Below are 20,676 nucleotides of genomic sequence, written 5' to 3' on the forward strand. Positions count from 1 at the left end.
AGCGCGAGCGACCGGAGGAACGTTCCTCCGGTCGCTCGCGCTCCCGGCTCGCCCGTTTGTGGACCCACTCCCATGCACACCGGCTGGTCCCGCACCCCCATCGCCGGCAAGCCCGCGGACCACTTCGAGCCGCCCGGGGCGCTCCCGTTCGCGGTCCTGTTCCTCCACGACGAATCCGGTGAGTCGCCGGCCGCGTCCGCCGCGGTCACCGCACAACTCCAGGCCCATCGCCTGCGCTGCGTCGCCCCCCTCGCCGGGCCGACGTGGTGGGTCGATCGCGTCAGCCCGGTCTTCGACGCTGCGCTGACTCCCGAGCGGCACCTGCTCGACAACGTCCTCCCGTGGGTCGAGTCGACATGGGGGATCGGCCCGCGGGGCGTCGCGGTCGCCGGCGTCGGCATGGGCGGGCACGGGGCGCTGCGGCTCGCGTTCCGGCACCCCAAGCGCGTCGCGGCCGCGGCGAGTGTGTGCGGCACGCTCGACTTCCACGACCACTACGGCCGCGGCACGCCGCTCGACGCGATGTACCCGAGCCGCGAGTACGCCCGGCAGGACACGGCGGTGCTGCACGTCGGCGGGCACGACTGGCCGGCGAACGTCTGGTTCGCGTGCCCCCCGACCGACCCGCGGCACCGCGGCAACGACCGCCTGCACGAGAAGCTCGCCGCGGTCGGCGTCCCGCACGCCGCCGACCTCGACGCGCCCGGCACCCCGGACGACCTCCTCGCGCCGATGTTCCGGTTCCTCGCCGACGCCCTCGCGCGCGAGTCGCGCCGGCTGTTGTGAGCGTGAAGATTGAGCGCGCGGCCGTTGGTACAGTTGTTGCCGACCAGGTCGAGCGTAGAATCCCGACGCCGCGCCGCGGGCGTTCCGCGGCGCGGCGCTGAGGCTCCGTGAGGGTGTCAGGATGAAAACGATCGCAACGTTCGCGCTGGCCCTGGGCGTAATGGGGTTCGCCGGGCTGGCGGGCCGCGCCGAGGACAAGAAGGATGCCGGCGACGGCCCCAAGCTCGACGGCAAGTACACGCTCGTGTCGGGCAAGAAGAACGGCACCGCCATCGACGAGGAGGCGAAGAAGGGCAAGTACACCTTCACCGCCGACAAGATCACCATCGAGGGGATGGGCGTCAAGTTCGTGATGAGCTACAAGATCGACCCGAAGGCGACGCCGATGGCGATCGACATGGAGATCCTCGAAGGGCCGGAGGGGACCAAGGGCTCGAAGGCGGCCGGCATCATCGAGGCGAAGGACGACGTGGTCAAGCTCGCGTACTCGATGGAGAAGGACAAGCGGCCCAAGGGGTTCGACGGCAAGGAAGGCTTCCACTTCGAGCTGAAGAAGATGAAGTGAGATGACGCGGGACCGCGTGGTTGGAGGGAGGAGGCGTGGTTGCGGCGGGGAAGGGTCGCACCCCCTCACCCGCCGCGAAGCGCGGCGACCTCTCCCCACATTCGTGGGGCGAGGTGGGGTAGCTGACCCTCGTCGATGCTGGTGCCCCCCCTCGCTTTGAGGATCAGCAGTGGCCCCACCTCGCCCCGGCTCTGCGGGGAGAGGTCGCCGCGAGTCTTCGAGCGGCGGGTGAGGGGTGCCACGCACAGTGATCGCCGGTCACATCGTCGCGTCTGCAACCACTCCAAAACGTCTCACTCAAGTCGGAAGCGGTCCGCGCCGAGGACCAGAGGGGCTGGCATTGCCGGAGGTAGCTGGTGAGCGCTTGGAGGATCACCGCAATGGGTTTGATCGCGGCGGGGAACACCTACAATCCCACTCTTCTCGTCTTGAGAGAGAAGGGGTATCGACTGCAAGCGACAACGATGACAGACGGTGCCGAGACCCTTTGGACGGCTTATAGAGGCGAGGATTCGTTCTCGGCGTACTCGCCTCCGGAGTTGTTGGGGATAGTCGTACTTTGGGAGACCTTCGGTCCCAACTGGAACCAGCAGAAGCCGAATCTCCTGGACGAATTACTTGATGCCGCGACCGAGTAGCACTGCTGCCTTCCAAGTTAAGTCACCAGGTCCGGCGTGTCTGCGGCTCACTCGCGGTCGTCGCGCTCCTCGAGGCGGCCGGTGTGCTGGATCGCCCGGTACAGCCGGTAGCCCAGCACGACGCTCGCGGCGCACCCGGCGACCCCGAACGCCGACGCGCCCCACACCAGCGGCGGCGCGCCGAACGCCCACATCATCGACGACCCCACGAACAGCGCGCCGACCAGCATCCCGAACACCAGCCGGTTCACCGACGGCTCCAGGTGCCGGTGCAGCAACTGCACGCTCACCCCGTCCTGCTGCACCATCCGGAACAGCGTCCCGGCCCGCCGCGGCAGGGTGCGGAGGAGCTCGTCCCAGTCCTCGACCGCCGTGCCCAGCCGCCGGAGTAGCCGCCGCGGCGACAGCTTCTTCATCAGCAGCGTGCGCTGGTACGGCGCGAGCAGCTCGATCAGGTTGAACGCCGGCGACAGCGTGCGCCCGGTGCCCTCGAGCATCACCAGCATCCGCAGCAGCAGCGCGACGGTCGGCGGCAGCGCGACCTGGTAGCGGCGGACCGCGTCGGTCATCTCGTTGAGCGCGGTGCCGAGTTGGAACTGCCCCAGCGGCATCCCGTGGTAGAACGCGAGCTGGTCGGCGACCTCGCACTGCAGGGCCGCGGCGTCGAAGTGCGCCGGCACGTCGCCCACCTGGATCACCTGCTCGGTGAGGGCGGCCGAGTCCTTGCTGATGGCCGCGACCACGCCGCGCTCGATCCGCTCCCGCAGCCGCTCGTCGATGCGGCCGACCATGCCCGCGTCGAGCAGCCCGATCGCGCCGCCGGGCCGCTCGGGAGTGGGCGGCAGGTACAGCACGTTCCCGGGGTGCGGGTCGGCGTGGAAGAACCCGTCGCGGAACACCATGTCGAGGAACACGCGCGCGCCGCGCTGCGCGAGGGCGGCGAAGTCGGCCCCGGCCGCCCGCAGTTCGTCGGGGCGGTTGAACGGCGTGCCGTCGAGCAGTTCCATCGTCAGGATTCGGCCGGTCGAGTACGCCGGGACCGGCTCGGGGAACACGACGCACGGGTCCTTGGCGAACGCCTGGCGGAACAGTTGCAGGTGCCGCAGCTCGCGGCGGAAGTCGAGTTCGCGGGTGAGGGTCCGCTCGAACTCGGCGACGAGCTTCACCGGCCGGTAGGTCCGCAGTTCGGGCACGAACCGCTCGGCGAGCGCCGCGAGTTCCGCGAGGATGGCGGTGTCGTCCTCGATCCGCCGAGCGATCCCGGGGTGCTGCACCTTCACCGCGACGCGCCGGCCGTCGGGAAGCGTCGCGCGGTGGACCTGACCGATCGACGCCGACGCGAGCGGCTCTTCCTCGAACGCCGAGAACAGCTCCGCCAGCGGCCGCTTCAACTCGGCCTCCAGCGTGGCCCGGGTGACGTCGAACGGCTCGGCCGGCACGTCCGACTGGAGCTTCTCGAGTTCCTCGCCGAGCGAAGGCCCGATCACGTCGCGGCGCGTGCTGAGCACCTGCCCGAACTTGATGAACGTGGTGCCGAGTTCGGTGAGCGCGAGGCGGATGCGGGCCTCGCGGGTCTCTTCCGAGATCCGGGCGACCTCGGTGTCGCGGGTGCACCGCCGCACGAAGTGGTAGTCGAGCTTCTTCAGCACGTCGCCGAGGCCGTACTTGACCAGCGTGCGGGCGATCTCGACCACGCGGGCGAGGCTGCGGGCCAGCCGGGGGATCGCGGTCAGGTCGGTCATCTGCGGCGGCCCAAGAGGTTGGTGGCAGGCCTCTGGCAAGCGGTGTTGAGTCGTTCGCCCCACGCGGGCCGCCACGGAGGGCGGCCCCTACGAACCGAAAGCCGATGATTTGTAGGGGCCGCCCTCCGTGGCGGCCCGCCAACCACAATTCGAGATCACCTTCCGCTTATGCGAGGCGGTCGAGGTCGCGGAGCCGGCGGTCGGCGTCGAACGTCGGCGGGGGGAGCAACTCGGCCCGCCGCAGCGCCTCGTCCCCGCTCAGGTCCGTGCGCGCCGCGCCGTGCCCGCGGAACACCGGGAGCTTCTGCTTCAGCGCGATGATCTCGCGGCGGGTGCGGCCCTTCGGCGCGTCGGGCCACCGGCCGACCCGCTCGTGGAAGTCGAAGAACACCGGCACCACCTCCCGCACGTACTTCCAGTACCCGGGGTTGTCGGTCTGGATCACGAACAGCCCGCCGGGCTTCAGCGCCCGGTGGGCGCTGGCGAGGAACTCCGGGGTGACGAGCCGCAGGTGGACCTTCGCCGGGTCGTAGTACGGCTGCGGGTGGTAGCAGTGGACCTCGTCGACCGAGTGCGGGGCGACGTGCCGTTCGAGAAGCTCGCGGCCGCCGAGGACCGCGAACTTGATGTTCGGCAGGCCCCGCTGGTTCCCGCGCTTGCGGGCGTAGCGGATCACGACCGGGAGGATGTCGGCCCCGAGGTGGTCGTGCGTCGGCCGCGCCAGGGCCGAGCCGATCAGGAACCGCCCGTTCCCGCACCCGACGTCGAGGACGACCGGCGCGTCGCGGCCGAACAGCTCGCGCCAGTTCAGCGGGCCGTCGGGCATCGCCTTGAGGGCGGTCTGCGTCCACTTCGCCTGGTCGAGGATCTGCCCGGGGAACGGGACCCCGAACTCGCGCTCGACCCGATTCGGTTCGGCCATGTTCGACCCGGTGGAAACGGAACGGGGCGGTGACGCTACAATATCACTTGTCGGACCCCGGAGCCCGCCGTTGTTCCCCTCCCGGCTGCGAACCCGCGAACGGATTCCCGAACTGATGGACGACCCCGGGATCGACCCGGGCGCGCACCGGCTCGCGCTCGCGGGGCTGGCGCGCCTGAACCGCGTCAGCGGCTCGGCCGCGGTGCTGTGGACTCCGGTTGCGCGCCTCGCCCGGACTCTCGGCCGGCCGGTTCGTGTTCTCGACGTGGCGACCGGCAGCGGCGACGTGCCCGCCGGGTTGCTCACGAAGGCCCGGCGCGCCGGCGTTTCGCTGGAGGTGAGCGGGTGCGACGTCAGCCCGACGGCGGTCGCGACTGCCGCGGCGAACTGCCCGGACGGCCGGTTCTTCGTCCACGACGCGCTGCGAACCGCACTCCCCACCGGTTTCGATGTGGTAACCTGTTCGCTGTTCCTGCACCATTTATCAAGTGACGACGCGGTGTCACTCCTCGCCGCGATGCGCGCGGCGGCCGGCCGGCTCGTGCTGGTGAACGACCTGTCGCGGTCGCGGTTCAGCTTCCTCGGCGTGTGGCTGGCGTGCCATTTGCTCACGACATCGCCCGTCGTCCGGTTCGACGGCCCCGCGTCCGTGCGCTCCGCGTTCACGCCGGCCGAGGCGCTGGCCCTCGCGGACCGCGCCGGCCTTTCCGGGGCGACGGTGCGGGGCAAGTTCCCGGCCCGGTTCCTGCTCTCGTGGGAGCGGTCGTGACGCACGAGGTGCTCGTCATCGGAGCCGGGCCGGCCGGTGCCGTCACCGCCCGCGAGCTCGCCCGCCGCGGCCGCCGGGTGCTGCTCGTCGACAAGGGGACGTTCCCGCGAGCGAAGGTGTGCGGCTGCTGCCTGAACGGCGCCGCGGTCCGCACCCTCGAGCGGCTCGGCCTGGGGGACGTTCTTACCGGTGCCGTGCCGCTGACCCGCGTGCGCATCGCGGCCGGCCCGCGGAGCGCCGAGGTGCGATTGCCCCGCGGCGTGGCGTTGTCCCGCGATTCGTTCGACGTGCGGTTGATCGACTCGGCGGTTCGCAGCGGCGTCGAGTTCCGACCGAACACGCCAGTCGCGTTTAAAGTCGGGGCGGAGCTCCAGGAGGAGGGGCCCCGGGGGGTTGAGGTGTGCGGGAGTTGTGGGGGGGGGGGGGGGGGGGGGGGGGTGGTGGGCGGGGGGGTGTTGGTCCCCCCAAACCGGCATGTCGTTTTTATGGGGGGCTACTCTCCCCGCGAGTCGCGCCCCGGTGTGGTGCAGGTGACCGGTAGTGTTCGGAGTGCGGCTGGTGTCGCTCGCGGAGCGAGCGACCTACTCTCACGAGCCGGTGTCGTGATCGTCGCGTCAGGCCTCACGGGCGGGGATGCGACGCCCGAGCCGGGGTCGCGGATCGGTGCGGGGATCGTGCTCAACGCCGACGCCGCACCCGCGTTCTACGCCGCGGGCACGATCTTCATGGCGACCGGGCGGGGCGGCTACGTGGGGCTCGTGCGGGTGGAGGACGGTCGCCTCGACGTCGCGGCCGCGTTCGACCCGGCGTTCGTGAAAGCGGCCGGGGGCCTCGGCCCCGCGGCGGCCGATGTCCTTGGCAGCGCCGGCTGGCCCGTTCCGCCCGACCTAGCCGGTGCGAGCTGGAAGGGAACGCCGGCGCTGACGCGGCGGCCGGTGCGGGTCGCGGGCGAGCGCTCGTTCGTGGTCGGCGACGCGGCCGGGTACGTCGAACCGTTCACCGGCGAGGGGATGGCCTGGGCCGTGATGTCGGCGGCGGCCCTTGGGCCGATCGCGGCCAACGACTGGTACCCCGGCCTCGCCCGCGAGTGGGAGGCGGCCCACGCCCGAGTCGTCGCCCGGCGGCAGAGCGTGTGCCGCGTCGTGTCGCGCGTGCTGCGGTCGCCGCGCCTCACCGGCCTCGCCGTCCGGGCGCTGGGCCTCGTGCCCGGCCTCGCAGCGCCCTTTACGTCCGCCCTGAACCACCCAGCCCAGCCGCCGACATGAGCTTCGCGATCCACGGACTCGGTACGGCGGTCCCGCCGGAGCACATCACCCCCGAGCAGGGGCTTGGTGTCGCCCGGTTCATGGCCGGGCCGGACGTCCGCACCTCGACGTGGCTCGGCCCGGTGTACGCCAACTCGGGGAACGCCCGCCGCCACCTCGTCATCGCCGGCGGCGTGGTTCAGGACATCCTCAACGGCACGCGGCTCACCGAGTCGCCGTTCATCCCCACGAAGGCGAACGACGGGGTCGGCCCCACCACCGGCGAACGCCTGCGGGTGTACGCCGAGTTCGCCGGGCCGCTCGCGCTGCGGGCCGCGGTCGCGGCGCTCGACGAGGCGAAGTACCGCGCCGAGGAGGTGACGCACCTCGTCACCGTGTCGTGTACCGGGTTCCTCGCGCCGGGGGTCGATATGGCCCTCATCACCGGGCTGAGGCTGCGGCCGACGGTGCAGCGAACGCACGTCGGGTTCATGGGGTGCCACGGGGCTCTGAACGGGCTGCGGGTCGCGAACGCCTTCGCCACGGCCGACCCGGCGGCCCGGGTGCTGGTCGCGGCCGTCGAGTTGTGCAGCCTGCACTACTACTACGGCAACGCGGCCGACAAACTCGTCGCGAACGCGATCTTCGCCGACGGCGCGGCCGCGGTCGCCGGGCAGGCGAGCGCCACTCGCGCCCCGCTCAAGCTGGTCGCGTCGGGCTCGTGCGTGATCCCGGAGTCGAACGTGGACATGGCGTGGACGGTCGGGGACCACGGGTTCGAGATGACCCTCTCCCGCCGCGTCCCGGGCCTCATCGCGAGGCACCTCCGCCCGTGGCTCGAGGGGTGGCTCGGTGACAACGGGCTGTCACTGGCCGACGTGACGGGCTGGGCCGTTCACCCCGGCGGACCGAAGATCGTGTCGGCGGTCGAGGAGTCGCTGGGGCTGACGCCGGCCGACCTCGCCGCGTCGCGGGGCGTGTTCGCGGAGCACGGGAACATGTCGAGCCCGACGGTCCTGTTCGTGCTCGACCGCTTGCGGCGGCAGGGTGCGGCGGGGCCGGTCGTGGCGCTCGGGTTCGGCCCCGGGCTCGTCGCGGAAGCGGCGCTATTCGTGTAACTGGTGGGGCAGGCATTCTTGCCTGCCGCGTGCGCTTGCCAGCTAATAATAGAGCCAATCATGGGTATGACTCGCCCGGAACTGTCCGATCCGGCGCTCCGCCTCGTCCTCAACTGTCTGCCAGTGTTGAGTTGGCTCACCTTCGACGTATGGATGCGGATTCACAATACATGAAGCCCAGTATGCCTCTGTTTCGTGGTGGATCAGCCACCCATGCGGGTTCACTTCAGTGAAGTCTTGCCCGTGCCAGTGCTCATTGAGAAGAGCAACACCTTCTGCGATTGGGATGTCGAAAAGCAGTTCCATAGCCTGCACGACGCGGCCGCAGAACGCATGGGATTCCTCGTCAGTCTTGAACGAGAACTGCATACCTGGATACCAACCGCGTCTCTTACCGGCAGCGGATGCCGTGGTACTCGAGCGGGAACTCGTAGTCCTTGCGGAGCGGGTGGCCGACCCAGTCGTCGTTCATGAGTATGCGGGTGAGGTCCGGGTGGCCCAGGAACCGCACCCCGATCAGGTCGTACACCTCGCGCTCCTGCCAGTCGGCGGTTCGCCACACGCCGCACAGCGTCGGCACCTCGGGGAGTTGCCCGACCACGCCGTCCTTCCACCGCGGCAGCACCACCTTCACCGTGAACCGCCGGCCCGGGACCGAGAAGCTCGACAAGTGGTACACGACTTCCAGGTGCGGGTCGAACCCGGCCTTCGCGACCTTCTTCGGGTCGGTCTCCAGGTAGTCCACGCCCGAGACGTCGTTGAGGATCTCGAACTTGAGCCGCGGGTCGTCGCGGAGGAACGCAGCGACCTCGGCGAGCCTCGTGGGATCGACCGTGACGAACGGGTCGAGCGCGTCGGCATTCTTCGCCGCGACGGCGGGTCCGAACTGCTGTTCGAGGAGCGCGATGATGTCGGCGGCGGTCATGCGGGCGGTTCCAGAAGCGGGCCACGGAGTGCTTTGGGGAAGGCGTCCCAGGACGCCCGGTACGTCGCCTCCAGCGGGCAGGGGACGTACCGCTCGGCGGTGAGAAACACCGGCATATCTGGGAGCGCTTCGCCAACGCCGATCGGTTCGATGTACCCGGTGATGGTCGTGCCGGCCGAGTACGCCGCGAGCGTCAGTGGCTTGTCGGGCGGCAACTCGAACGGCTCGTCGCGGATGCGGTCCCAGATGAGCTTGTGGACCCCCTGCGGGTCGCGCTTCGACGGCGGGAACAGGTCCACGATCAACAGGTGGATGCCGGCGTGAAGGAACTCGGCCGCCTTTCGCGCGAACGACCGCACGGCGTGTTGACTGTCTTTGTTCCCGGGCGAGACGATCTCGATCACCGCGACGACCGCACCGTCCGGATGACGGATCGTGACCCGGTTCGCTTTTCGCGCGTACGTCACCGCCTCGGACTGCGTTCGCACCCTCACAGCGGGTGGCCGCTCCGTCACAGTCAATCCCCCGATCTCGGCCCCGCCGGGCGTCACGGGCAGCGACAGCGTTACCACATCGGGTTCGGGGCCGCCGGTGATCTGCTCCGCGAGCGCGAGGTAGTTTTCCGGGAGCAGGCCCCGGTTCAGCGCCCGGGCGATCTCCACCGTCCAGTCCTGGTGGAAGTGGTGGAACCGGTTGGCCCGAACGCGCGTCCAGTCGTGAATCGGCACGGGGGCGCTCCTCACTTCGCGGGCCTGGCCCGCTCCTTGTTCTCCGTCAGGAACGCGAGCGAGGCCTCGGGGGTCGCGAGTTCCGGGGGCAGTTGCACGCCGCCGGTGCGGGCCGGGACCGGCACCTCGGCCGGCTGCCCCTTGTGGTACTCCTTCATCTTGCGGATCTTGTCCTGCACCCGCATGAGCCCCTCGAGCAGCGCCTCGGGCCGGGGCGGGCACCCGGGGACGTACACGTCGACCGGGACCACGAGGTCCACGCCCTTGGCGACGTTGTACCCGTACTTGAAGTACGGGCCGCCGCCGCACGTGCAGGCCCCCATCGCGATCACGAACTTCGGGTCGGGCATCTGGTTGTAGAGCCGGCGGACCCGGTCGGCCATCTTGAGGTTCACCGTGCCCGCGACGATCATCAGGTCGGCCTGCCGCGGGGTGGCCCGGAACGCGCCGGCCCCGAATCGGTCGATGTCGAACCGCGGCGCGCCGGTCGCCATCATCTCGATAGCGCAGCACGCGAGCCCGAACGTCATCGGCCACAGGCTCGACTCCCGGGCCCAGTTGACCGCCGCCTCCAGCGACGTGACCACGAACCCGTCTTCCATCGCACCTTCGAGCAAGCCCACGGGAGTCCTCCGGGCGGGTCTGGTTAGCGGCCGTAGCGGGTCACATCGACGACCCGCACGAACCGGTTGGCGACATCGACACGGAAGTAGACCCGGAGGAACGGAATGAACGCGACCCGGAGTCCGCCCGAACGGGATTCACCGACACCCAGCGGGTCGGCCGCCAACCGGGCGTTGAACAGTTCGACTCCGGCCGCCAATCGGTCCTGGTCCGACAGGTCAAGGGCGACGTAAATTCCAGCCAGTTTATCGAGAGTGGAGTCCAGCCAGAGGTAGCCGAACATCAGTGGGTTCCCCGGAGGGAGCGGAGGCGGGCCATCACCTCATCGCCGGTCACCCACTTGGCGTTCGGGTCGTTCAGTCGGCGCTCCATCTCCTCGTCGGTCACCCCCAGTTCGGGAAACGACATCCCCGGGCGTGGAGCAGGGGTGAACCGGCCGAGCAGTTGTCCGTCGGGGCCTCGGATTTCGACCTCGACACCCGTGACGCTCGCAAGTGTCGAAACCGCGGCCGGGTCGTTGATTGTCACCGACATGGGGAGTCCTCCGGGGGTTGCTCTATTGTACCGCGTCGTGCGCGGCGGTTGAACGCACCCATTCGAGGTCGCCGCGCCGCCACAGGTACGCGAACCCGACGAGCAGCACGCCGAAGAACACCATGATGTCGGCGAACGCGACCCACGCGAGGTGCTTCGCGGCGGCCGGGGCCGGCGGCGCGGTGGGCGGCGCGAGCGGGTCGCCCTGCGGCTGGAGGTTCTTCGCCGACTCGACCCGCACCTCGGCCGGCCGCGTCTCGTCGGCCACCCGTGCGGCGCTGCCGAACACGACGGCCCACGGGAAGAAGAACGCGAGTTCCACGTCGAAGATCACGAACAGCAGCGCGACGACGTAGAACCGCACGTCGAACTGCACCCACGCGGTGCCGAACGGCTTCTCGCCGCACTCGTACACCTCGCCCTTCTCGGGGCTCGGCTTGTCCGGCCGCACGAACAGCCCGAGCACGAGGTTCACCGCCAGGAGCGTGAACCCGGCCGCCGCGAAGATCAGGATGACGAGGACGAGATTGGTCATGGCGGGGGTCGGGAGTCGGGGGACAGGAGTCAGAAAGCCGACCGGGGGTCACGCGACTGGTTTGCCCGCTTCGGGAGCGGCCGGCGTTCCCGACTCCTGACCCCCGGCCCCCGGCCCCTGCGGGGCCGCCTTGGTCCACACCGGCAGGCTCACGCGCTTTGACTCGTGAACGGCGGTCGGGTTCAGCGTCGCCTGGCCCCACGCGACCTCGAGCGGGAGCTTGGCGTAGTCCACGACGCACCCGTCGCGGCCGAACGTGCTCAGGTCGTGGTTCGACCCCATGAAGATGCAATCGACCGGGCACGGGTCCACGCACAGCGCGCAGAACATGCACTTCGTGTAGTCGATCTTGAACCCGGTGACGACGAACCCCTTGAGCGGCGGCGCGGCCTTCTCCTTGTCGATGTAGATGCAATCGACGGGGCACGCCCGGGCGCACTTGTCGCACCCGATGCACGTGGTCAGGTCGAACCGGTGGAACCCGCGGTACCGGGGCCGCACCGGCACCGGCTTCTCGGGGTACTCGAAGAACTGGGTGAACGACTTGCGGCGGAGCGACTGCACGAAGTAGTGCAGCGTGACGTACATCCCGCGGGCGATGGTGGCCGTCGCCAGACGGACGTTGCGGAGCCAGGTTCGCATGGCGGGGTCGCGGAGGAGAGTCGGGGTCGGGTCGCACCTGGATTGTATCACCGGCCGCCGCCCCACACAACGAACCGGGGCGCGCCGGACCGGCGCGCCCCCCCCGTCGTCCCCCGCCCCGCACCTGCACCCGTCACCGGCCCTCGGCGATCCCGCTGCTCGGCTTGTACTCGACGTGCCGGTGGCAGATCTCGACGGCGAGGTTCTCGAGGAACTCGCGGCGGAACGCGCTGACCGGCTTGGTGGTGGCGTCGCGGAACCCGGTCTTCGGGAACGCGAACCCCTGCGAGTACGAGTTCTTCGGCTCGCCCGCTCCCTCGCCCGCACTGTCCTCGACGTCGTACATGTCCACGGTCACGTCGGCCCGGCCCTCGTAGAAGCTGTTCTGGCTCCCGGGCTGGTACAGGTTCATCTTGTCCAGGTGGATGTCGAGGACGAAGTCGGCCCCGAGCTGCTTGCCCCGCTCGGTCGCGTGCATGAGCCGCCAGTTCGGGTTCTTCATCTTGAACTTGTTCACCTGGGCGGTGGTGAGCACCGTCAGCTTCTGCTTCTGCTTGGTTTCCTTGATCATCTCGGGGAGCTTCTTCACGATCTCGTTGGCCAGCGCCGTGTCGGCCCCGGCGAACTCGTAGCTCTGGCCCGTGCCCTGGCTGACGAACAGCGCGACGACGATCTCCTCCTTGTCCTTCTTCGGCCCCTCCTTGTACGTGAGGGGGAACTCGGCCGGGATCTTCACGTCCTTGTGCGTCAGGAACGCGATCGTCGTGAGCGGGTTGCACCCCACCGTGCAGACGACCGCGAGCGTCCCCCACACGGCCCGCCGGACCCACCGGTACGTCTTGTTCATCCGTGAACTCCCCCCGTAGTCGGAGTTTCGAGTTCAGAGTTCCGCTTTTCAAGTTCGGTCCCGGGCCGCGAAGCCGCTGGCTCCGGTCGGGTTCGAACTTGAAACGCGAAACGCGAACCGCGAAACGGTTACCCCCCGATCAGAACCCCCGCCCACCGTATCAGCATCAGCGCGAGGACCGCGCCGACCGTCATCGTGAGTACCAGTTCGCCCCGGCCCCGCGGGAGCAGGAGCAGCCGCCCGGCCGCCGCGCTCGCGAGCGCCCAGACCAGCGTGCCCGCCCACAGCACCGCGATCACCGACCCGGCCCAGTTGGCCCGCATCGACGCCGCCACGTCCCCCCGGACGAGCAGCGCGAAGCTCGTGGTCATCCCGCACGCCGGGCACGGCTTGCCCGTCATCACCACGAAGTTGCACGGCGGCATCCCGAGCTGGGTGTGCGTCGCCATGGTCCGCGGCGTACCGTCGGGCGCGTACGGGTTGATCCAGAACGCGGCCCCGAACACGCACACCAGCCCCGCGGCGATGGCCAGCAGTCCGGCCCGTGCGAGGCGGCCGGTCCGGGCCGCGCCCGCGGCTCTCGGCCCCGGCAATTCGTGTGCGTTGTCCATATCGGTATGCTCGGGTGGCACGCATAGCCTCCGCTGAAATGCGATGCAAGCGGACTTTCACAACTGCCGCCGGACCGCAACGATGGGGCCGGGGCATTTTACTCGACCCGGGGGCTTACGGTGACGCGGGTGCTGCGCGAAGTGCGGCGGTTCGTCTCGGCGACGCCGGTGTGCGCCGGGCCGGGCGTCGTCGGCGTGTCGGGCGGGGCCGACAGCGTAGCATTGCTCCGCGCGCTCGCGGCCTCCCGAACTGGGGCGCTCACGGTCGCGCACGTCAACCACGGGCTCCGCGGGGCCGAGTCCGACGGCGACGCGGCGTTCGTTCGCGACCTCGCCGCGTCGCTCGACCTCGCGTGCGTGACGAAGTCGATCGACGTGGCCGCACTCGGCGGCAACCTCGAATCGACGGCGCGCCGCGTGCGGTACGAGTTCTTCGCGGAGGTCGCGCGCGACGCGGGTGCGGCGTGGATCGCGACCGGCCACACGGCCGACGACCAGGCCGAGACGGTCCTGCACCGCATCGTCCGCGGCACCGGGATTCAGGGCCTGCGGGGGATTGCTTCCGGGCGAGCGGGGGGCGTGAGCCCCCCGAGCGCATCAGTAGATGAAGACATCGGGGGGCTCACGCCCGCCGCTCGCCAAATCATCCGCCCCCTCCTCGCCGTCACGCGGGCCGACGTGCTCGACCACCTCGCGAGCATCGGTCAGGCGTTCCGCGAGGACTCGTCGAACGCCGACCCGCGGTTCACGCGCAACCGCATCCGCCACGAACTGCTCCCGCTGCTACGCACCTTCAACCAAGATGTCGTGGCCGCACTCGTGAAGCTCGCAACGCACGCGGCCGACGCGCACGAGATCGTCACCGAGCGTGCGGCCGAGGTGCTGGCGAAGGCCGAGCGCCCGCGGGTCGGCGGAACGGTCGTCCTCGATGTTGCGGCGCTCGGGGCGTCGCGTGCGGTGGTTCGGGCGGTGATGCGATTGGTGTGGGACCGCGAATCGTGGCCGCAAGAGCAGATGGACGCCGACGCCTGGGACCGCGCGTGCGATGTTGCGGGTCGTAGCGTGCAGGCGTGGGACTTCCCCGGGGGTGTCACGATGCGGCACGCCGGGCGGGTGGTTCAGATCGGGCCGCGGAAATAGAACGATCCTGGCGAGCGGGGGGCGTGAGCCCCCCGAGGTTTCTGCTCTCGCGAACCACTCGGGGGGCTCACGCCCCCCGCTCGCCTTTGGAGAAAACCATGCTCCGACCGATCCGCCGTGCGTTGCTGAGCGTCTCCGACAAGACCGGGCTCGTGGACTTCGCCCGCGAACTCGTCACCAAGTACGGCGTGGAACTGATCGCCACCGGCGGCACCCGCAAGGCCATCGCGGACGCCGGCCTTCAAGTGAAGGACATCGCCGAGATCACGAAGTTCCCCGAGATGCTCGACGGCCGCGTCAAGTCGCTGCACCCCGCGATCTTCGCGGGCCTGCTGGCGAAGCGCGACAAGCCCGACCACATGGCGACGCTCGCCGAGCACGGCCTGCCCGAGATCGACCTCGTGGTGTGCAACCTCTACCCGTTCGAGCAGACGGTCGCGAAGCCCGGCGTGACCGAGGCCGAGGCGATCGAGAACATCGACATCGGCGGCCCGAGCATGGTCCGCGCCGCCGCGAAGAACTTCGACGCGGTGGCTGTAGTGCCGCATCCAGAGTTTTACACTCAGGTGATATCGGACCTTGCCGCGAATAGTGGCAGCTTAACCCTCTTTCGTCGTCGTCTCCTGGCATCTGCCGCTTTCGCGATCATTGCGAACTACGACTCAGCTATCTTTAACTACTTTGTCGATCACATCTCCGCAAAGAAGGATGACGCGACCCACGACCCGCGGTTCCCGAGGGCGCTGCGGATAATGCCTATCAAGGCACAGGCTTTGCGGTACGGTGAGAACCCTCACCAACAAGCCGCGTTCTACACGGAGTCGCCGAAGCCGGATCGACCCTGTGTCGCCACCGCCGAGCAACTTCACGGCAAGGAGCTCAGTTACAACAACATCCTCGACCTCGACTCGGCGCTGAACCTCGCGCGCGAGTACGCGGCACCGGCGTGCGTCGTCGTGAAGCACAACAACCCGTGCGGAGCGGCGACGTCCGCGAAGTTGGTCGATGCGTTCAACCTTGCGTGGGACGGCGACCCGCTCTCGGCGTTCGGCGGCATCATTGCGTTCAACCAAACCGTCGATGCCGACACCGCCTCGGCGATCATGGATTCCAAGGCCAAGCGATTCGTCGAGTGCGTCATCGCGCCGGACTACGACCCGCTCGCCCTCGACGCGCTCAAGGGCTGGAAGGAGAACGTGCGGCTTCTGAAAACCGGCCCGCTCAGCGGCTTCCCGCAAGGGCTCGACTACCGCCGCGTCGACGGCGGCCTGCTCGTGCAGACCCGAGACTACGGGGCCGACAAGCCCGACGACTGGAAGGTCGTCACCAAGCGGAAGCCGACCGAGGCCGAGTCCCACGCGCTGCACTTCGCGTGGCTCGCGTGCAAGCACGTCAAGTCGAACGGGATCGTGCTCGCGAAGGGCACGCAGCTCGTCGGCGTGGGTGCGGGGCAGATGTCGCGGGTGGTGTCGGTCGAGATCGCGGTGAAGAAGGCCGGCGACAAGTCGAAGGGCAGCGTGCTCGCGTCGGACGCCTTCTTCCCCTTCCCGGACAACGTTCACGCGGCCGCCGCGGCGGGCGTCACGGCGATTATCCAGCCCGGCGGCTCCGTGAAGGACAAGGACAGCATCGCCGCGTGTGATGAACACGGCATCGCAATGCTCTTCACGGGCGTCCGGCACTTCCGGCACTGACGAGGGCAGAAGAGAGTTATCCACAGATTACACAGAAGACACAGATTATAAAGACAGAGGGGAGAATATGGGTCTGACGAGGGCGACCGATGGGAAGCGATCCGCGGACGTACGCCATGATTGGCGCGGCGATTGAGGTCCACCGCACCCTCGGCTGCGGGTTCCTCGAAGCGGTCTATCAGGAGGCGTTCGAGATCGAACTTGCCGATCGGGGCATCCCGTTCGCCCCGCAGGTCGAGATCCCGATCCGGTACAAGGGGCGGTTACTCAAGACGTTCTACAAGGCTGACGCGCTCTGCTACGGGGATGTCGTGGTTGAGTTGAAAGCCCTCACGCAACTCGGACCGATTGAGGAGGCTCAGGTGCTCAACTATCTGAAGGGCACCGGTTACGAAACGGGCCTGTTGCTGAACTTCGGCCGGACTTCTCTTCAGTCGAAGCGGTTCATCTTGACCCCGGACACGCCCGGTTCGTGACCGCTCCGTCTCTGTCTTCTAGTCTGTGTCCTCTGTGTAATCTGTGGATCAACCTCTTCGGAGTGTTTACGAGTGGAACATACGTCGCACGAGTTCTTGAAGTCCCTGCTCGAGACGCCCAGTCCGTCGGGGTTCGAGCAGCAGATCCAGCACGTCGTCCGCGAGTGGATGCGCCCGGTCAGCGACGAGGTGACCACCGACTCGCACGGGAACGTGTTCGCCGCACGGTTCCCGCAGTGGAACCCGCCCGAAACGCCGCGAATCATGCTCGCCGGGCACTGCGACCAGATCGGCCTGATGGTCCAGTACATCGACGGCGACGGCTACCTCTACATCCAGCCCATCGGCGGCTGGGACATGCAGATCCTCCTCGGCCAGTACCTCACCGTCTGGGCCAAGGACGGGCCGCTCACGGGTGTGGTCGCGCGGCGGGCCATTCACCTCCTGAAGCCGGACGAGCGGAACAAGGTGCCCGACTTCACCGACGTGTGGGTCGACATCGGTGCGAAGAACCGCGAGGAGGCCGAGGGGCTCGTGCGGTGCGGCGACCCGGTCACGTTCGCACTCGGCTACCGGCCTCTGCGGAACAGCCTCGCGGCGAGCCCCGCGATGGACGACAAGGTCGGCCTGTGGGTGTGCATGGAGGCGGTGCGGCTGCTCCACGGCCGGGCGCTGCGGGCCGCAGTGTACGGCGTCTCGACCGTCGCCGAGGAGATCGGGCTCCGCGGCGCGACCACGGCGGCGTACGCGATCAACCCGACGGTCGGCATCGCCGTGGACGTGACGCACGCGACCGACACGCCCGGCAACGACAAGAAGACGCAGGGGGACATCAAGTGCGGCGGCGGCCCGGTGCTGTACCGCGGCCCGAACATCAGCCCGCGGGTGTTCGACCTGCTCGAAGCGACCGCGAAGCAGCACGGCGTCCCGGTTCAGGTGCGGGGCACCCCGCGGGCGACCGGCACCGACGCGAACGCGATCCAGATCGCGCGGGCCGGGGTCGCAACGGGGCTCATCGGCATCCCGAACCGGTACATGCACAGCCCGGTGGAGGTCGTTCACCTGGACGACCTGACCAACGCGGCGAAGCTGCTTGCAGAGTTCTGCGCCGCCGTCGGGCCGGAGACGAACTGGATCCCGTGAGAAGGCCGCCGGGCCATTCTCATACGCGCTTCATCCACCCGGGGGTAGACTTCAGAAGGGTTCGTACCCCCGGGAGGACTGGCGTGCGCGTACTGCTGATCGAAGACTCCGCCCCGATCGTGCGTGCCGTCCGCCAGGGGCTGGAGGAAGAGGGGTTCGCGGTGGACGTCGCCACCGACGGCGAGGAGGGGGACGTCAAGGCCCGCACCACGTCCTACGACGTCATCATCCTCGACCGCATGCTCCCCAAGCTCCCGGACAAGGAGGACGGCCTGTCGCTGCTCAAGCGGTGGCGGGCCGGCGGGATCAAGACGCACGTCCTCGTGCTCACCGCGAAGACCACGACGGCCGACAAGGTCGCGGGGCTCGACACCGGGGCCGACGACTACCTCGCCAAGCCGTTCGACTTCACCGAGCTGCTCGCCCGGGTCCGGGCGCTGGTCCGCCGCGGGCACCAGCAGAAGGACCCGGTGCTGCGGTGCTACGACCTGACCATCGACACCGCGGCCCGCACCGTCAACCGCGCGAACCAGGCCATCTACCTGACGCCCCGCGAGTACGCGCTGCTCGAGTTCCTCGCGTTCCACCGCGGCAAGGTCGTCACCCGGAGCATGATCTGGGAGCACCTCTACGACGAGTACGACGAGAACACCTCGAACGTCGTGGACGTGTACATCCGGTACCTGCGGAACAAGGTCGACAAGAACTTCGAGCCGCAACTGATCCTCACCCGGTGGGGCGAGGGGTACATGCTCCGCGGCGACGACGACCCGCCGGCCCCGAAGAAGGCCTGAAAGAAATGCGGCGGCGTTGGCGAAGCGACACCCCCTCGCTGGTGCTCAGGGTTCGCCCGGCTGTGGTACACTTCATACACTCGGCCGGTGTTTACTACCGACCCCCGCACTCCGGGCACCCATGCGCTCCATCCGCCGGACCCTGACGCTGTACCTATTCGCGCTGCTGGCCGCGGCGCTGGGGGTCGTCTGGGTCGTGCTCGACCAGGTCACGGCCCGGGTGCTCGACGCCCGCGAGGCGGCCGACCGGGCGCTCATCGCCACCCGCCACGACTCCCGGTGCCGCGAGGAGCGCGCCCGCGTGGACCAGGCGCTGCTCGACCAGGCCCGGCTCCTCGGTAAGATCGTGCAGGAGCGCGAGCACGAGCGGTTCGACGTCGAGCGGGGCCGGCACCGGGCCGCGATGGGGGTGGTGCCGCTCGCGCTGGGGCTCGGCTCGAACCCGCTCGCCCAGGCCGCGTGGACCGCGACCGCGAACTACAACCCGTTCCCGCTCGGCCGCGCCAACGCGAACTTCTTCGTGCTGTTCCGGACCCACTTCGCGAACCTGCCGATCCCGGACGAGTACCTGCACCACTTCGACGACGAGAACCGCACCGTCGAGTTCTTCCAGATCAACACGGCCGCCGGCCGCGAGTGGCGGTCCAGTTCGCTCGGCACCCGCCGGCTCCCGTTCGACCCCGCGGACGTCGACGGCCGGCCCGCGGACCCGGGCAAGCCCCCGGAGGCCGTGAGCGCCCCGGACTGGAAGATCGGGAACGCGGACCTCGGCCCCGAGAAGGAGCCGGTGCGGCGGGTCGTGTACCAGATGCCGCACCTGAACGGGACGCAGGGCGTGGGGTGGTTCCGGCCCCGCGGCCGCGACGACCGCCGCGACGACCGCAAGGACGACCGGCCTCCCGGCCCCGGCGGGCCGCAGCGGTCGATGGTCGGGGCGTTCACGTCGTGGGCGCTGACCGGGTTCGGCGGCACCCCCCCGGGCGGCCTGGGCGTCGCCCCGTCCCCGACCCCGAGCCTGGAGTCGCTCCCCCGGCTGTACGTCCAGTGCGCCCGGCCCCAGAGCGCCATCGACGCGGTGCTCGCCCGGTTCACCGACGAGCGGGACGCGGAACTCGCGCAGCTCGCGGGCGAGATCAGCGAGGCCCGGTCCAGCGTCCGCGTGTGGGCCGCGGGCGTCGGGGCGGCCGCGTTCCTGTGCGTCGCCGTCGGCGGCCCGGTCGTCGTCGGCCGCGGGCTGGTGCCGGTCGGCAAGCTGTCCGACGCGGTCAGCCGGGTGAACGAGAAGGACTTCAAGCTGGACCACGACGGCACCGACCTGGCCGCCGAACTGGTCCCGATCCACGCCCGCCTGACCCAGACCCTCGACCTGCTGCGGCGGGCGTTCTCCCGGGAGAAGCAAGCAGTGGCGGACATCTCGCACGAGCTGCGGACCCCGATCGCCGCCCTCATGGCGACCATCGACGTGAGCCTCCGCAAGCCGCGGACCCCCGAGCAGTACCGGGCGACCCTGGAGGAGTGCCGGGTCATCTCGAAGCAGCTCGGGCAGCTCGTCGAGCGGATCATGACGCTCGCGTCGCTCGACGCCGGGAACGACCGCGTGCTGGTCGCCCGGACCGACGTGGCCGACCTCGCCGCCGGGTGCGTGAGCGTGATCCGCCCGCTGGCCGCCGCGAACGGCGTCACCGTCGCCCTCCGCGCGGGCGACCCGGCCGACCTGGAACTCGACACCGACGCCGGCAAGCTCCGCGAGGTGCTGATGAACCTGCTCCACAACGCGGTGGAGTACAACGCGCCGGGCGGCACCATCGAGCTGCGGGCGGTGCGGTCGCTCGACGCGGTGCTGCTGGAGGTCCGCGACACGGGCATCGGGATGAGCGCCGAGGTGCGCGAGAAGATCTTCGAGCGGTTCTACAGGGCCGACCCGTCCCGGCACGCCACCGGCGTCCACGCGGGACTCGGGCTGGCGATCGTGAAGGAGTACGTGTCGCGGCTCGGCGGGGCGATCACCGTGGAGAGCGAGGAAGGGAAGGGGAGCCTGTTCCGCGTCACGCTCCCCGCACCGCCCGCCCCCGAAGCGCCGCACGAGACCCGGGCCGACGAGCCGCTCGGTGCCGGGGTGTGAGACCGGATCTGTGGGAATCGTATTGGTCCGAGCCCGAGCGCCGAGCGAGGGTTCACGTGGACCCTCGCTCGGCGCTC

24 protein-coding genes and 1 pseudogene are annotated in these 20,676 nt (G+C 69.5%); 13 read left to right on the forward strand and 12 right to left on the reverse strand.

Translation table 11 applies throughout. The features are described from left to right. The first annotated feature begins 72 nt into the window (after positions 1–72). The 3 genes from ACTIGN_RS05280 (at position 73) to ACTIGN_RS05290 (ending at position 1,989) form a co-directional block, all read left to right on the forward strand. A complete protein-coding gene (locus ACTIGN_RS05280; protein ID WP_439621759.1) occupies positions 73–786 on the forward strand; it encodes an alpha/beta hydrolase-fold protein in 714 nt (237 codons plus the stop codon). A gap of 121 nt (positions 787–907) precedes the next feature. Next, on the forward strand, positions 908–1,351 hold the full coding sequence (locus tag ACTIGN_RS05285; RefSeq protein ID WP_439621760.1) for a TIGR03067 domain-containing protein: 444 nt from the start codon (positions 908–910) through the stop codon (positions 1,349–1,351). 356 nt (positions 1,352–1,707) lie between these two features. Next, positions 1,708–1,989: a hypothetical protein gene (locus ACTIGN_RS05290; protein WP_439621761.1), complete on the forward strand. Its 282-nt coding sequence runs from the start codon at positions 1,708–1,710 to the stop codon at positions 1,987–1,989. 47 nt (positions 1,990–2,036) lie between these two features. Here ACTIGN_RS05290 and ACTIGN_RS05295 read toward each other — a convergent pair whose 3' ends face one another. Further along, positions 2,037–3,731: an ABC1 kinase family protein gene (locus ACTIGN_RS05295; protein ID WP_439621762.1), complete on the reverse strand. Its 1,695-nt coding sequence runs from the start codon at positions 3,729–3,731 to the stop codon at positions 2,037–2,039. Positions 3,732–3,897: 166 nt separating this feature from the next. Beyond that, complete coding sequence (gene trmB / locus ACTIGN_RS05300; RefSeq protein ID WP_439621763.1) at positions 3,898–4,653, reverse strand: tRNA (guanine(46)-N(7))-methyltransferase TrmB; 756 nt, start codon at positions 4,651–4,653, stop codon at positions 3,898–3,900. A gap of 115 nt (positions 4,654–4,768) precedes the next feature. On the opposite strand from trmB, the gene ACTIGN_RS05305 reads away from it, so the two are divergent. From ACTIGN_RS05305 to ACTIGN_RS05320, 4 genes and pseudogenes are all read left to right on the forward strand, one after another. Next, the gene (locus ACTIGN_RS05305; protein WP_439621764.1) at positions 4,769–5,422 is read left to right on the forward strand and encodes a methyltransferase domain-containing protein; all 654 of its coding nucleotides are present in this window, start codon (positions 4,769–4,771) and stop codon (positions 5,420–5,422) included. An 8-nt stretch (positions 5,423–5,430) separates the two neighbouring features. Further along, positions 5,431–5,598 (forward strand): annotated as a pseudogene (locus ACTIGN_RS05310) (NAD(P)/FAD-dependent oxidoreductase); the annotation flags it as partial. A 426-nt stretch (positions 5,599–6,024) separates the two neighbouring features. Then, complete coding sequence (locus ACTIGN_RS05315) at positions 6,025–6,687, forward strand: NAD(P)/FAD-dependent oxidoreductase (protein ID WP_439621782.1); 663 nt, start codon at positions 6,025–6,027, stop codon at positions 6,685–6,687. Further along, on the forward strand, positions 6,684–7,784 hold the full coding sequence (locus ACTIGN_RS05320) for a type III polyketide synthase (RefSeq protein WP_439621765.1): 1,101 nt from the start codon (positions 6,684–6,686) through the stop codon (positions 7,782–7,784). Before ACTIGN_RS05315 ends, ACTIGN_RS05320 begins: the two co-directional genes overlap by 4 nt. Before the next feature lie 42 nt (positions 7,785–7,826). Here ACTIGN_RS05320 and ACTIGN_RS05325 read toward each other — a convergent pair whose 3' ends face one another. The 10 genes from ACTIGN_RS05325 to ACTIGN_RS05370 form a co-directional block, all read right to left on the reverse strand. Continuing rightward, positions 7,827–8,153 (reverse strand): hypothetical protein, encoded by a 327-nt coding sequence (locus ACTIGN_RS05325; RefSeq protein ID WP_439621766.1) that lies wholly within the window; start codon positions 8,151–8,153, stop codon positions 7,827–7,829. 22 nt (positions 8,154–8,175) lie between these two features. Further along, positions 8,176–8,709 carry an NADH-quinone oxidoreductase subunit C gene (locus ACTIGN_RS05330; RefSeq protein WP_439621767.1) on the reverse strand — a complete coding sequence of 178 codons (534 nt, stop codon included), beginning with the start codon at positions 8,707–8,709 and terminating at the stop codon, positions 8,176–8,178. Next, positions 8,706–9,437: a DUF4058 family protein gene (locus ACTIGN_RS05335; RefSeq protein WP_439621768.1), complete on the reverse strand. Its 732-nt coding sequence runs from the start codon at positions 9,435–9,437 to the stop codon at positions 8,706–8,708. Before ACTIGN_RS05335 ends, ACTIGN_RS05330 begins: the two co-directional genes overlap by 4 nt. A gap of 11 nt (positions 9,438–9,448) precedes the next feature. Beyond that, the gene (locus ACTIGN_RS05340; RefSeq protein WP_439621781.1) at positions 9,449–10,039 is read right to left on the reverse strand and encodes an NADH-quinone oxidoreductase subunit B; all 591 of its coding nucleotides are present in this window, start codon (positions 10,037–10,039) and stop codon (positions 9,449–9,451) included. Between the two features lie 44 nt (positions 10,040–10,083). Further along, positions 10,084–10,344 carry a hypothetical protein gene (locus tag ACTIGN_RS05345; RefSeq protein WP_439621769.1) on the reverse strand — a complete coding sequence of 87 codons (261 nt, stop codon included), beginning with the start codon at positions 10,342–10,344 and terminating at the stop codon, positions 10,084–10,086. Next, positions 10,344–10,595 carry a hypothetical protein gene (locus tag ACTIGN_RS05350; protein ID WP_439621770.1) on the reverse strand — a complete coding sequence of 84 codons (252 nt, stop codon included), beginning with the start codon at positions 10,593–10,595 and terminating at the stop codon, positions 10,344–10,346. The genes ACTIGN_RS05345 and ACTIGN_RS05350 overlap by 1 nt, the downstream gene beginning before the upstream one ends. A gap of 22 nt (positions 10,596–10,617) precedes the next feature. Next, complete coding sequence (locus ACTIGN_RS05355; RefSeq protein ID WP_439621771.1) at positions 10,618–11,130, reverse strand: NADH-quinone oxidoreductase subunit A; 513 nt, start codon at positions 11,128–11,130, stop codon at positions 10,618–10,620. A 48-nt stretch (positions 11,131–11,178) separates the two neighbouring features. Next, positions 11,179–11,772, reverse strand: coding sequence for a NuoI/complex I 23 kDa subunit family protein (locus tag ACTIGN_RS05360; RefSeq protein WP_439621772.1), 594 nt, complete (start codon positions 11,770–11,772; stop codon positions 11,179–11,181). 133 nt (positions 11,773–11,905) lie between these two features. Beyond that, positions 11,906–12,619: a hypothetical protein gene (locus ACTIGN_RS05365; RefSeq protein WP_439621773.1), complete on the reverse strand. Its 714-nt coding sequence runs from the start codon at positions 12,617–12,619 to the stop codon at positions 11,906–11,908. Positions 12,620–12,747: 128 nt separating this feature from the next. Further along, a complete protein-coding gene (locus ACTIGN_RS05370) occupies positions 12,748–13,230 on the reverse strand; it encodes a DUF2752 domain-containing protein (RefSeq protein WP_439621774.1) in 483 nt (160 codons plus the stop codon). A 120-nt stretch (positions 13,231–13,350) separates the two neighbouring features. Between ACTIGN_RS05370 and tilS the strand changes: the two genes are divergently transcribed. The 6 genes from tilS (at position 13,351) to ACTIGN_RS05400 (ending at position 20,599) form a co-directional block, all read left to right on the forward strand. Further along, positions 13,351–14,370, forward strand: coding sequence for a tRNA lysidine(34) synthetase TilS (gene tilS, locus ACTIGN_RS05375; protein WP_439621775.1), 1,020 nt, complete (start codon positions 13,351–13,353; stop codon positions 14,368–14,370). 98 nt (positions 14,371–14,468) lie between these two features. Beyond that, the gene (gene purH, locus ACTIGN_RS05380; protein WP_439621776.1) at positions 14,469–16,064 is read left to right on the forward strand and encodes a bifunctional phosphoribosylaminoimidazolecarboxamide formyltransferase/IMP cyclohydrolase; all 1,596 of its coding nucleotides are present in this window, start codon (positions 14,469–14,471) and stop codon (positions 16,062–16,064) included. A gap of 89 nt (positions 16,065–16,153) precedes the next feature. Next, entirely contained in the window at positions 16,154–16,540 is a 387-nt protein-coding gene (locus ACTIGN_RS05385) for a GxxExxY protein (protein WP_439621777.1), read from the forward strand. A gap of 72 nt (positions 16,541–16,612) precedes the next feature. Beyond that, a complete protein-coding gene (locus ACTIGN_RS05390; protein WP_439621778.1) occupies positions 16,613–17,683 on the forward strand; it encodes a M42 family metallopeptidase in 1,071 nt (356 codons plus the stop codon). Between the two features lie 83 nt (positions 17,684–17,766). Next, positions 17,767–18,477 (forward strand): response regulator transcription factor, encoded by a 711-nt coding sequence (locus tag ACTIGN_RS05395; protein ID WP_439621779.1) that lies wholly within the window; start codon positions 17,767–17,769, stop codon positions 18,475–18,477. Positions 18,478–18,598: 121 nt separating this feature from the next. Continuing rightward, complete coding sequence (locus ACTIGN_RS05400; RefSeq protein WP_439621780.1) at positions 18,599–20,599, forward strand: sensor histidine kinase; 2,001 nt, start codon at positions 18,599–18,601, stop codon at positions 20,597–20,599. Positions 20,600–20,676: the final 77 nt, after the last annotated feature.

Origin of the sequence: Gemmata sp., assembly GCF_051859125.1 — a bacterium.
GTDB lineage: Bacteria > Planctomycetota > Planctomycetia > Gemmatales > Gemmataceae > Gemmata.

Coding starts and splice junctions, on each gene's coding strand:
- ACTIGN_RS05280 (WP_439621759.1), top strand. CDS start 73: ATGCACACCGGCTGGTCCCGCACCCCCATCGCCGGCAAGCCCGCGGAC.
- ACTIGN_RS05285 (WP_439621760.1), top strand. CDS start 908: ATGAAAACGATCGCAACGTTCGCGCTGGCCCTGGGCGTAATGGGGTTC.
- ACTIGN_RS05295 (WP_439621762.1), bottom strand. CDS start 3,731: ATGACCGACCTGACCGCGATCCCCCGGCTGGCCCGCAGCCTCGCCCGC.
- trmB (WP_439621763.1), bottom strand. CDS start 4,653: ATGGCCGAACCGAATCGGGTCGAGCGCGAGTTCGGGGTCCCGTTCCCC.
- ACTIGN_RS05305 (WP_439621764.1), top strand. CDS start 4,769: ATGGACGACCCCGGGATCGACCCGGGCGCGCACCGGCTCGCGCTCGCG.
- ACTIGN_RS05320 (WP_439621765.1), top strand. CDS start 6,684: ATGAGCTTCGCGATCCACGGACTCGGTACGGCGGTCCCGCCGGAGCAC.
- ACTIGN_RS05325 (WP_439621766.1), bottom strand. CDS start 8,153: ATGCAGTTCTCGTTCAAGACTGACGAGGAATCCCATGCGTTCTGCGGC.
- ACTIGN_RS05330 (WP_439621767.1), bottom strand. CDS start 8,709: ATGACCGCCGCCGACATCATCGCGCTCCTCGAACAGCAGTTCGGACCC.
- ACTIGN_RS05340 (WP_439621781.1), bottom strand. CDS start 10,039: ATGGAAGACGGGTTCGTGGTCACGTCGCTGGAGGCGGCGGTCAACTGG.
- ACTIGN_RS05345 (WP_439621769.1), bottom strand. CDS start 10,344: ATGTTCGGCTACCTCTGGCTGGACTCCACTCTCGATAAACTGGCTGGA.
- ACTIGN_RS05350 (WP_439621770.1), bottom strand. CDS start 10,595: ATGTCGGTGACAATCAACGACCCGGCCGCGGTTTCGACACTTGCGAGC.
- ACTIGN_RS05355 (WP_439621771.1), bottom strand. CDS start 11,130: ATGACCAATCTCGTCCTCGTCATCCTGATCTTCGCGGCGGCCGGGTTC.
- ACTIGN_RS05360 (WP_439621772.1), bottom strand. CDS start 11,772: ATGCGAACCTGGCTCCGCAACGTCCGTCTGGCGACGGCCACCATCGCC.
- ACTIGN_RS05365 (WP_439621773.1), bottom strand. CDS start 12,619: ATGAACAAGACGTACCGGTGGGTCCGGCGGGCCGTGTGGGGGACGCTC.
- ACTIGN_RS05370 (WP_439621774.1), bottom strand. CDS start 13,230: ATGGACAACGCACACGAATTGCCGGGGCCGAGAGCCGCGGGCGCGGCC.
- purH (WP_439621776.1), top strand. CDS start 14,469: ATGCTCCGACCGATCCGCCGTGCGTTGCTGAGCGTCTCCGACAAGACC.
- ACTIGN_RS05385 (WP_439621777.1), top strand. CDS start 16,154: ATGGGAAGCGATCCGCGGACGTACGCCATGATTGGCGCGGCGATTGAG.
- ACTIGN_RS05400 (WP_439621780.1), top strand. CDS start 18,599: ATGCGCTCCATCCGCCGGACCCTGACGCTGTACCTATTCGCGCTGCTG.